Annotated in this window: 10 protein-coding genes; 9 read left to right on the top strand and 1 reads right to left on the bottom strand. The window is 59.4% G+C overall.

What is annotated here, in order from left to right:
- Positions 1-330: DnaA N-terminal domain-containing protein (locus tag K675_RS30395; RefSeq protein ID WP_332308396.1), on the bottom strand; the 330-nt coding region annotated here is incomplete at its 3' end.
- Positions 331-896: 566 nt separating this feature from the next.
- On the opposite strand from K675_RS30395, the gene rpmH reads away from it, so the two are divergent.
- The 9 genes from rpmH (at position 897) to K675_RS0105060 (ending at position 9,709) form a co-directional block, all read left to right on the top strand.
- Positions 897-1,031 (top strand): 50S ribosomal protein L34, encoded by a 135-nt coding sequence (gene rpmH, locus K675_RS32065; protein WP_080635311.1) that lies wholly within the window; start codon positions 897-899, stop codon positions 1,029-1,031.
- 16 nt (positions 1,032-1,047) lie between these two features.
- Positions 1,048-1,449, top strand: a complete 402-nt coding sequence (gene rnpA / locus K675_RS0105090; RefSeq protein WP_026144944.1) for a ribonuclease P protein component — start codon at positions 1,048-1,050, stop codon at positions 1,447-1,449.
- Entirely contained in the window at positions 1,442-1,687 is a 246-nt protein-coding gene (gene yidD / locus K675_RS32060) for a membrane protein insertion efficiency factor YidD (RefSeq protein ID WP_080635310.1), read from the top strand. Before rnpA ends, yidD begins: the two co-directional genes overlap by 8 nt.
- Before the next feature lie 2 nt (positions 1,688-1,689).
- Entirely contained in the window at positions 1,690-3,369 is a 1,680-nt protein-coding gene (gene yidC / locus K675_RS0105085; RefSeq protein WP_017902429.1) for a membrane protein insertase YidC, read from the top strand.
- A gap of 81 nt (positions 3,370-3,450) precedes the next feature.
- A complete protein-coding gene (gene mnmE / locus K675_RS0105080; RefSeq protein WP_017902428.1) occupies positions 3,451-4,821 on the top strand; it encodes a tRNA uridine-5-carboxymethylaminomethyl(34) synthesis GTPase MnmE in 1,371 nt (456 codons plus the stop codon).
- Positions 4,822-5,474: 653 nt separating this feature from the next.
- Entirely contained in the window at positions 5,475-7,373 is a 1,899-nt protein-coding gene (mnmG, locus tag K675_RS0105075) for a tRNA uridine-5-carboxymethylaminomethyl(34) synthesis enzyme MnmG (protein ID WP_026144943.1), read from the top strand.
- Complete coding sequence (rsmG, locus tag K675_RS0105070) at positions 7,370-8,014, top strand: 16S rRNA (guanine(527)-N(7))-methyltransferase RsmG (protein WP_017902426.1); 645 nt, start codon at positions 7,370-7,372, stop codon at positions 8,012-8,014. The genes mnmG and rsmG overlap by 4 nt, the downstream gene beginning before the upstream one ends.
- Positions 8,015-8,032: 18 nt before the next feature.
- A complete protein-coding gene (locus K675_RS0105065; RefSeq protein ID WP_017902425.1) occupies positions 8,033-8,827 on the top strand; it encodes a ParA family protein in 795 nt (264 codons plus the stop codon).
- A 9-nt stretch (positions 8,828-8,836) separates the two neighbouring features.
- Complete coding sequence (locus K675_RS0105060; RefSeq protein WP_017902424.1) at positions 8,837-9,709, top strand: ParB/RepB/Spo0J family partition protein; 873 nt, start codon at positions 8,837-8,839, stop codon at positions 9,707-9,709.
- Positions 9,710-9,783: the final 74 nt, after the last annotated feature.

Raw genomic sequence — 9,783 nt, 5'->3', positions numbered from 1 at the left:
GCCCGCCGCAGCGGCAGCCGCACTGGCCGCCTGGGCCTGCGCGGCTGCCAGGGGTGCGTTCGGTGCGGCACGTGGTGCCGAACTGCGCTTGCTGCCTATTAATAAGGAAAGGGCGGGCGCCATGCCATTGCCATGCTCGTTCAGCAGTTCGAGCAAACGTCCCAGGTACTTTTCATTCACCCAGTCGAGCACAAAACGGTTCGGTGCATAGACACGCAACTCGTCGCCTTCGGCTTCGACCTGTAGTGGACGGATCCAGGTGTTGAATTGCTGGGCAGGCAGCTCATCACGCAGAAGCTCCACGCACTGCTGCCAAAGTTCCACTGACACGGATATCCCCTAAGTTGAAAGCCGGTAAGGCAAAAACAAGCGGCCATTGTACCGGCAGGCCGAGCACTTATCCACATGTGGATTGCAGGGGGAGCACGGCGAATCACTCTCTTGCCTGTGAACAAGGCGACCAGCGGTATGTGAATAAGCTCTGTGGATAACCGCCCCTGAGGTCGTTGTACAAGTATGACCGAAAGTCTGTGGGTATTCCGTCTGTGGATAACTGGCTTTTCCACACACACCTTATTCGCTGGCGCAGCACAGGCAAGGCACCGTTTCCCCACCGTGTTGTCATTCCCTGTACAGCAGGTGTTTTCTGGCCTAACGACAGTTATCCACAGATAACCGCCAGCTAAGCTTTTATAAGTTCTACAGAAAAGCTTTAAATAATTCGCTTCTTTATTTCTATGTCTGGAGCTCGTGTTGATCAAGGCCGAGGACGGGAAATACCTATAGGAAGGAAAAGCTGGTTGGAAATTGACCTGAGGGCTTGCTTTCTCTAGAATCGCCGGTCTCTTAAAACGGGGGCCATTCCGGCCCGTTGTGACGAACCAGGTAGCAACGCCATGAAACGTACTTTCCAACCCAGCACTATCAAACGCGCCCGCACCCACGGTTTCCGTGCTCGCATGGCAACCAAGAACGGTCGTGCAGTCCTGTCGCGCCGCCGCGCCAAAGGTCGTGCCCGTCTGTCGGTTTGATATTCCGGCTTTGGTGGTGAGTCAGGACTTCAGTCGGGAAAAGCGTCTGCTTACTCCACGACATTTCAAGGCGGTCTTTGACTCCCCTACCGGCAAGGTTCCGGGGAAAAACCTCCTGCTCCTTGCGCGCAACAACGACCTCGATCATCCCCGCCTGGGGCTGGTTATCGGTAAAAAGAGCGTCAAGCTCTCCGTTGAGCGCAATCGCCTCAAACGTCTGATGCGCGAATCGTTCCGTCTGCACCAGGATTTACTGGCAGGCTGGGATATAGTTATCGTCGCGCGCAAAGGTTTGGGGGACGTAGAAAACCCCGAATTGATTCAGCATTTCGGTAAGCTGTGGAAACGCTTGGTTCGTAATGCACCAACTGCCGCAGTCAAGACCGGTTCTGCAGGGGTAGACAGTCCAGATGCGTAAACTGGCACTCGTTCCGATCCGGTTTTACCGCTACGCCATTAGTCCCCTGATGGCCAGTCACTGTCGTTTCTACCCCAGTTGTTCCTGCTACGCGTACGAAGCCATCGAAACTCATGGACTCCTGCGCGGTGGCTGGCTGACCTTTCGTCGTTTAGGTCGCTGTCATCCGTGGAATGCCGGTGGTTATGACCCGGTTCCACCTATCCCCACCTCCCGTTCTTCTTCGATGGCCGAGTAATCATGGATATCAAACGCACGATCCTGATCGTCGCCCTGGCAATCGTGTCCTACGTCATGGTTCTGAAATGGAACCAGGACTACGGCCAGGCTGCCCTGCCGACTCAGAATGTTGCCAGCACCACCGTTTCCGGTCTGCCGGATAGCGCAACCGGCAGCCATGCCGCCGCCAATGATGACATTCCACGAGCAGCCAATGACACCAGCACTCCTGCTGAAGCGCCACTGGCCGCCAGCAAGGACCTCATCCAGATCAAGACGGATGTGCTGGAACTGGCCATCGATCCGAAAGGTGGTGACGTCGCGCAACTGAAGTTGCCGCTGTATCCACGTCGCCAGGATCATCCGGACGTACCATTCCAGTTGTTCGACAATGGCGGCGAGCGTGTCTACCTGGCCCAAAGTGGCCTGATCGGCACCAACGGACCGGATTCCAATGCAGCCGGTCGTCCCCTGTACTCTTCCGAAAAGAAGAGTTATCAACTGGCCGACGGTCAGGACCAACTGGTCGTCGACCTGAAATTCAGCGCCAACGGCGTCAACTACATCAAGCGCTTCACCCTCAAGCGCGGCCTGTATGACGTGACCGTTTCCTACCTGATCGACAACGAAAGCACCCAGCCCTGGTCGGGTGCGATGTTCGCCCAGCTGAAACGCGATGCCAGCGCCGACCCTTCTTCGAGTACTGCCACCGGTACCGCGACCTACCTGGGCGCTGCCCTGTGGACAAGTTCCGAGCCGTACAAGAAAGTGTCGATGAAGGACATCGACAAGGGCCCGCTGAAAGAAACCGTGCAGGGTGGCTGGGTTGCCTGGTTGCAACACTACTTCGTCACCGCTTGGGTGCCGGCCAAGGGCGACAGCAATGTCGTGACTACTCGCAAGGACAGCCAGGGCAACTACATCATCGGCTACACCGGTCCTTCGCTGAACATCGCGCCAGGCCAGAAAGCCGAAACCAGTGCGATCCTGTATGCCGGTCCGAAGAGCCAGGCCGTACTCAAGCAGTTGTCCCCAGGCCTGGAACTGACCGTCGATTACGGCATTCTGTGGTTCATCGCCCAGCCGATCTTCTGGCTGCTGCAACATATCCACAGCCTGCTGGGCAACTGGGGCTTCTCGATCATCGTCCTGACAATGCTGATCAAGGGCCTGTTCTTCCCGCTGTCGGCTGCCAGCTACAAGTCGATGGCGCGCATGCGTGCAGTCGCCCCGAAACTGGCTGCGCTGAAGGAACAACACGGCGACGATCGGCAGAAGATGTCGCAGGCCATGATGGAGCTGTACAAGAAGGAGAAGATCAATCCGCTGGGAGGCTGCCTGCCGATCCTGGTGCAGATGCCGGTTTTCCTTTCGCTGTACTGGGTGCTGCTGGAAAGCGTCGAAATGCGCCAGGCTCCGTTCATCCTGTGGATTACCGACCTGTCGATCAAGGATCCGTTCTTCATCCTGCCGATCATCATGGGCGCCACCATGTTCATCCAGCAGCGTCTGAACCCGACTCCGCCGGATCCGATGCAGGCCAAGGTGATGAAGCTGATGCCGATCATCTTCACCTTCTTCTTCCTGTGGTTCCCTGCTGGTCTGGTGCTGTACTGGGTGGTGAACAACTGCCTGTCGATCGCCCAGCAGTGGTACATCACCAGCCGTATCGAAGCCGCTACCAAAAAAGCCGCTGCCTGACATACGCTGTGGATAACCACTCAAGACGCCCCCTAGTGGGGCGTTTTGCTATCTGTCACTTTTTGCTTGAGGCCCGCCTCCATGAACGTCCCTCGGGAAACCATCGCCGCCGTTGCCACCGCACAGGGTCGTGGCGGTGTCGGTATCGTCCGTATTTCCGGGCCTCTGGCGCAGACCGCCGCGCTGGCCATCAGCGGTCGCGAGCTGAAGCCGCGGTTTGCTCACTACGGTCCGTTTCACGGTGAGGCCGGCGAGGTGTTGGATGAGGGTCTGGCGCTGTATTTCCCGGGACCGAATTCGTTCACCGGTGAAGATGTCCTGGAACTGCAAGGCCACGGCGGACCGATCGTGCTCGACATGCTGTTGCAGCGTTGCTTGCAACTGGGTTGTCGACTGGCGCGACCAGGAGAATTCAGCGAACGCGCGTTCCTCAACGACAAGCTCGACCTGGCCCAGGCCGAGGCGATCGCCGACCTGATCGAGGCCAGCTCCGCCCAGGCCGCGCGCAATGCCCTGCGTTCCCTGCAGGGGGCGTTTTCCCAGCGTGTGCATAACCTCACCGAGCAGTTGATCAGCCTGCGGATCTACGTCGAGGCGGCCATCGACTTCCCCGAGGAGGAAATCGACTTTCTCGCCGATGGCCACGTCCTGGCGATGCTCGAGGCGGTCCGCGACGAGTTGTCCACAGTGATTCGCGAAGCCGGGCAGGGCGCGTTGCTGCGTGACGGCATGACCGTGGTCATCGCCGGCCGGCCGAATGCCGGCAAGTCGAGCCTGCTCAATGCCCTGGCCGGGCGCGAAGCCGCGATCGTCACCGAGATAGCCGGGACCACTCGGGATATCCTCCGTGAACATATCCACATCGATGGCATGCCGCTGCACGTGGTCGACACCGCTGGCTTGCGCGATACCGACGACCATGTGGAAAAGATCGGGGTGGAACGTGCACTCAAGGCCATTGGTGAAGCAGACCGAGTATTGCTGGTGGTTGATGCCACGGCTCCCGAAGCGGTGGATCCTTTCGCCCTGTGGCCAGAGTTTCTCGAACAGCGGCCGGATCCGACCAAGGTCACCCTGATCCGCAACAAGGCTGACCTGAGTGGCGAGCCGATAGGCCTGGAAGTCAGCGAGGATGGCCACGTCACGATCAGCCTCAGCGCCAAGGCGGCAGGCGAGGGCCTGGAACTGCTGCGTGACCATCTCAAGGCCTGCATGGGTTATGAACAGACTGCCGAGAGCAGCTTCAGCGCCCGGCGCCGACACCTGGAAGCCTTGCGTTTCGCCAGTTCGGCGCTGGAACACGGTCATGCCCAACTGACCCTGGCGGGAGCGGGCGAACTGTTGGCCGAGGATTTGCGCCAGGCCCAGCAGTTCCTGGGCGAAATCACCGGTGCATTCAGCTCCGACGACCTGTTGGGGAGAATTTTCTCGAGTTTTTGTATCGGGAAATGACAGCCTGACACACCATGGTTATCCACCATTCGAGATAGGCTTCTGCCTCGCGACGAGCCGGGACGGTAGGTTCCACCCGGCTTCGCTTTCCTTCCTGCACCCGGTGACGGGTACTCGCACCGCCCCCTGCGCGCTATCCCTGCCTGACCCCGTTATCAGCCATTTCTTGCGCTGACACACCACCTTTCCATCGATCGATCCCGGCCACGGGAGGTTTTCCCCTGTCCGATCGTCGCCTCCCGGGCGATTTTGTGTGGATTAAGCCCTGTGAATAACCGCCCCTCAGCTCAGTTGATAACCGGGCCTGAAAACTGAGGATTAACCCGTCTGTGGATAACGATCACTTTAATCCACAGGCTTACACCGGTTATCCAAACCCCTCAAGAGCACATGATCACAGAGTTATGAATCTCTGTACATCTTGATAAACATGGCCTACAGAACCTTATCCACAGATAGGGGGGGCCCTAAGAATAAACATAAAAACAAGGTTTTAATACATTTCCTTCTTTTTGATTTCTATTGCTCATGCTTATCCACAACTGGTTAAATTTTGTGCAAAGGGTTCTTTAGGAAGGGCGAATTCCCTATACTTGGCCATTCAGTCCCAATTTTTCCTATTTACCTACCTGGAAGCAGGCACGAGGTGCGTGGTGGATTTCCCTTCCCGTTTTGAAGTGATCGTCATCGGCGGCGGTCATGCCGGTACCGAGGCAGCACTAGCATCAGCACGCATGGGGGCGAAAACCCTGTTGCTGACGCATAACGTGGAAACCCTCGGTGCCATGAGCTGCAACCCGGCCATTGGTGGCATCGGTAAAAGCCACCTGGTCAAGGAAATCGATGCCCTCGGCGGCGCGATGGCGATCGCCACGGATAAGGGCGGCATCCAGTTCCGTGTCCTCAACAGCCGTAAAGGCCCTGCTGTACGTGCTACTCGTGCACAGGCCGATCGTGTGCTGTACAAGGCCGCTATCCGTGAAATCCTGGAGAACCAACCGAACCTGTGGATATTTCAGCAGGCTGCCGATGACCTTATAGTCGAGCAGGACCAGGTACGGGGTGTCGTGACCCAGATGGGCCTGCGTTTCTTCGCTGATTCCGTGGTATTGACCACCGGCACGTTCCTCGGCGGACTTATCCACATCGGTTTGCAAAACTATTCCGGTGGCCGCGCCGGTGATCCGCCGTCGATTGCCCTGGCTCATCGCCTGCGTGAACTGCCGCTGCGTGTCGGCCGTCTGAAAACCGGTACGCCGCCGCGTATCGACGCGCGGTCTGTGGATTTCTCGGTAATGACCGAACAACCGGGCGATACGCCGATCCCGGTCATGTCGTTCATGGGCAACAAGGAACAGCATCCACGGCAAGTCAGTTGCTGGATTACCCACACCAATGCCCGCACCCACGAAATCATCGCGGCGAACCTCGACCGTTCGCCGATGTATTCCGCTGCCGGAGAAATCGAGGGCATCGGCCCACGCTATTGCCCGTCGATCGAGGACAAGATCCATCGTTTCGCCGACAAGGCGAGCCACCAGGTGTTCATCGAGCCGGAAGGCCTGACCACCAACGAGCTGTACCCGAACGGGATATCCACATCCCTGCCGTTCGACGTGCAGTTGCAGATCGTCCAGTCGATCCGCGGCATGGAAAACGCCCACATCGTCCGCCCGGGCTACGCCATCGAATACGACTACTTCGATCCGCGTGACCTCAAGTACAGCCTGGAAACCAAGGTGATCGGCGGCCTGTTCTTCGCCGGCCAGATCAACGGCACCACCGGTTACGAAGAAGCCGGTGCCCAGGGTCTGCTCGCCGGGGCCAACGCCGCACTGCGCGCCAAGGGCAAGGACAGCTGGTGCCCGCGTCGCGACGAGGCGTACATCGGGGTACTGGTCGACGACCTGATCACCCTCGGTACCCAGGAGCCGTACCGGATGTTCACCTCGCGTGCCGAGTACCGCCTGATCCTGCGTGAAGACAACGCCGACCTGCGCCTGACCGAGAAAGGTCGCGAGCTCGGCCTGGTGGATGATGTGCGCTGGGCGGCGTTCTGCAAGAAACGCGAAGGCATCGAGCTGGAAGAACAACGCCTGAAGAGCACCTGGGTTCGTCCGGGTACCGAGCAGGGCAACGCCATTGCCGAGAAATTCGGTACGCCGCTGGCTCATGAATACAACCTGCTGAACCTGCTGAGCCGTCCGGAAATCGACTACGCTGGTCTGGTCGAAGTGACCGGGCAGGGCGCGGAAGATCCACAGGTCGCCGAACAGATCGAGATCAAGACCAAGTACGCCGGCTACATCGATCGCCAGCAGGACGAGATCGCTCGCCTGCGGGCCAGCGAAGACACCCGCCTGCCTGTGGATATCGATTACTCGACCATTTCCGGCCTGTCGAAGGAAATCCAGAGCAAGCTCGGCGCGACCCGTCCCGAGACCCTGGGCCAGGCTTCACGTATTCCCGGGGTGACGCCGGCGGCGATTTCCCTGTTGATGATTCACCTGAAAAAACGCGGCGCCGGCCGTCAGTTGGAGCAAAGCGCTTGAGTTCGTTGGTCACCACGCAACATGCCGAAGAATTATCCACAGGGGCTCGCCAGCTTGGCGTCGAGCTGACCGCGACCCAGCACGAACAGCTGCTGGGTTACCTGTCCCTGTTGATCAAGTGGAACAAGGCCTACAACCTGACCGCCGTGCGCGACCCGGACGAAATGGTCTCGCGGCACCTGCTCGACAGCCTGAGCGTGATGTCCTTCATCGAGGATGGGCGCTGGCTCGATGTCGGCAGCGGTGGCGGCATGCCGGGCATTCCCCTGGCGATCCTGTTTCCCGGCTCGCAGGTGACCTGCCTGGACAGCAACGGCAAGAAGACCCGTTTCCTGACCCAGGTCAAACTCGAACTCAAACTGGATAACCTGCAAGTTATCCACAGTCGCGTCGAAGCCTTCCAACCTGCACAACCGTTCACCGGTATCATTTCCCGGGCGTTCAGCAGCATGGAAAACTTCACCAACTGGACCCGTCACCTGGGTGACCGCGACACACGCTGGCTGGCAATGAAGGGCGTCCATCCCGCGGATGAGCTGGTAGCATTGCCGTCAGACTTCCACCTCGATAGCGAACACGCCTTGGCCGTACCCGGTTGCCAAGGCCAACGTCATCTGCTGATACTGCGCCGCACGGCATGATTGGGAACACAAGCAAGAATGGCTAAGGTATTCGCGATAGCGAACCAGAAGGGTGGCGTGGGCAAGACCACCACCTGCATCAACCTCGCAGCATCCCTGGTCGCGACCAAGCGCCGGGTGCTGTTGATCGACCTCGATCCACAGGGCAACGCCACCATGGGGAGCGGTGTGGATAAACACGGCCTGGAAAACTCCATCTACGATGTGCTGATCGGTGAATGCGATCTGGCGCAGGCCATGCACTTCTCCGAGCACGGTGGTTATCAACTGCTGCCGGCCAACCGCGACCTGACCGCGGCCGAAGTGGTGCTGCTGGAAATGCAGATGAAGGAAAGCCGTCTGCGCAGCGCCCTGGCGCCGATCCGCGAGAACTACGACTTCATCCTGATCGACTGCCCGCCGTCGCTGTCGATGCTGACCCTCAATGCCCTGGTTGCCGCCGATGGCGTAGTTATCCCCATGCAGTGCGAGTACTACGCGCTCGAAGGTCTGAGCGACCTTGTGGATAACATCAAGCGCATTGGCGAGCTGCTCAACCCCGAGCTGAAAATCGAAGGTCTGCTGCGGACCATGTACGACCCCCGTCTGAGTTTGATGAACGACGTTTCCGCACAGCTCAAGGAACATTTCGGTGACCAGCTGTACGACACCGTGATTCCCCGCAACGTCCGTCTGGCCGAAGCCCCGAGCTACGGCATGCCGGCGCTGGCGTACGACAAGCAATCCCGTGGCGCCGTGGCCTACCTGGCCCTGGCTGGCGAGATGGTTCGTCGGCAGCGCAAAAATTCACGCGTCGCCGCACCGGCAACCTAAGGAGTCCCCATGGCCGTCAAGAAACGAGGACTCGGACGCGGACTGGACGCTCTGCTGAGCGGTCCGACCGTCAGCGCGCTGGAAGAACAGGCCGTACTGGCCGACCAGCGCGAACTGCAGCAACTGCCGCTGGACCTGATCCAGCGCGGCAAGTACCAGCCGCGCCGCGACATGGACCCGCAGGCGCTGGAAGAACTGGCGAATTCGATCAGGGCCCAGGGCGTCATGCAGCCGATCGTGGTGCGCCCGATCGGCAGCGGCCGCTATGAGATCATCGCCGGTGAGCGTCGCTGGCGCGCCAGTCAGCAGGCCGGACAGGAAACCATTCCGGCCATGGTCCGCGATGTGCCGGACGAAACCGCCATCGCCATGGCCCTGATCGAGAACATCCAGCGCGAAGATCTCAACCCGATCGAGGAAGCCCTGGCCCTGCAGCGCCTGCAGCAGGAATTCCAGCTGACCCAGCAACAGGTCGCCGAGGCTGTGGGCAAGTCCCGCGTGACAGTGGCCAACCTGCTGCGCCTGATCGCGCTGCCGGAGGTGATCAAGACCATGTTGTCCCACGGCGACCTGGAAATGGGGCACGCCCGTGCCCTGCTCGGATTACCGGATGATCGGCAGGTCGAAGGGGCGCGACACGTTGTCGCACGCGGCCTCACCGTACGTCAGACCGAAGCCCTGGTTCGCCAGTGGCTGAGCGGTAAACCGGCTCCGGTCGAACCGCCCAAGGCCGACCCCGACATCAGCCGCCTCGAGCAGCGCCTGGCCGAGCGTCTAGGCTCTGCGGTACAGATTCGTCATGGGCAGAAGGGAAAAGGTCAGTTGGTGATCCGCTACAACTCGCTCGACGAGTTGCAGGGTGTCCTTGCACACATCCGCTGAAACATTTCCTCATGTAGCGCGCAGTCGGAAAAGACTACCCGGCAGTTGAATAGGGGCTGAACCGCCCCTATACT

The organism is Pseudomonas fuscovaginae SE-1 (assembly GCF_000364705.1).
Classification (GTDB): domain Bacteria; phylum Pseudomonadota; class Gammaproteobacteria; order Pseudomonadales; family Pseudomonadaceae; genus Aquipseudomonas; species Aquipseudomonas fuscovaginae_A.
Note: the sequence above shows the minus strand (reverse complement) of the source record. Positions and strands in the feature narration are given on the sequence as shown.

What these genes read in the sequence shown, in the direction of transcription:
- mnmE (WP_017902428.1), top strand. Translation starts at nt 3,451, where the DNA reads ATGAACGTCCCTCGGGAAACCATCGCCGCCGTTGCCACCGCACAGGGT.
- K675_RS0105060 (WP_017902424.1), top strand. Translation starts at nt 8,837, where the DNA reads ATGGCCGTCAAGAAACGAGGACTCGGACGCGGACTGGACGCTCTGCTG.
- yidD (WP_080635310.1), top strand. Translation starts at nt 1,442, where the DNA reads ATGCGTAAACTGGCACTCGTTCCGATCCGGTTTTACCGCTACGCCATT.
- K675_RS0105065 (WP_017902425.1), top strand. Translation starts at nt 8,033, where the DNA reads ATGGCTAAGGTATTCGCGATAGCGAACCAGAAGGGTGGCGTGGGCAAG.
- rpmH (WP_080635311.1), top strand. Translation starts at nt 897, where the DNA reads ATGAAACGTACTTTCCAACCCAGCACTATCAAACGCGCCCGCACCCAC.
- yidC (WP_017902429.1), top strand. Translation starts at nt 1,690, where the DNA reads ATGGATATCAAACGCACGATCCTGATCGTCGCCCTGGCAATCGTGTCC.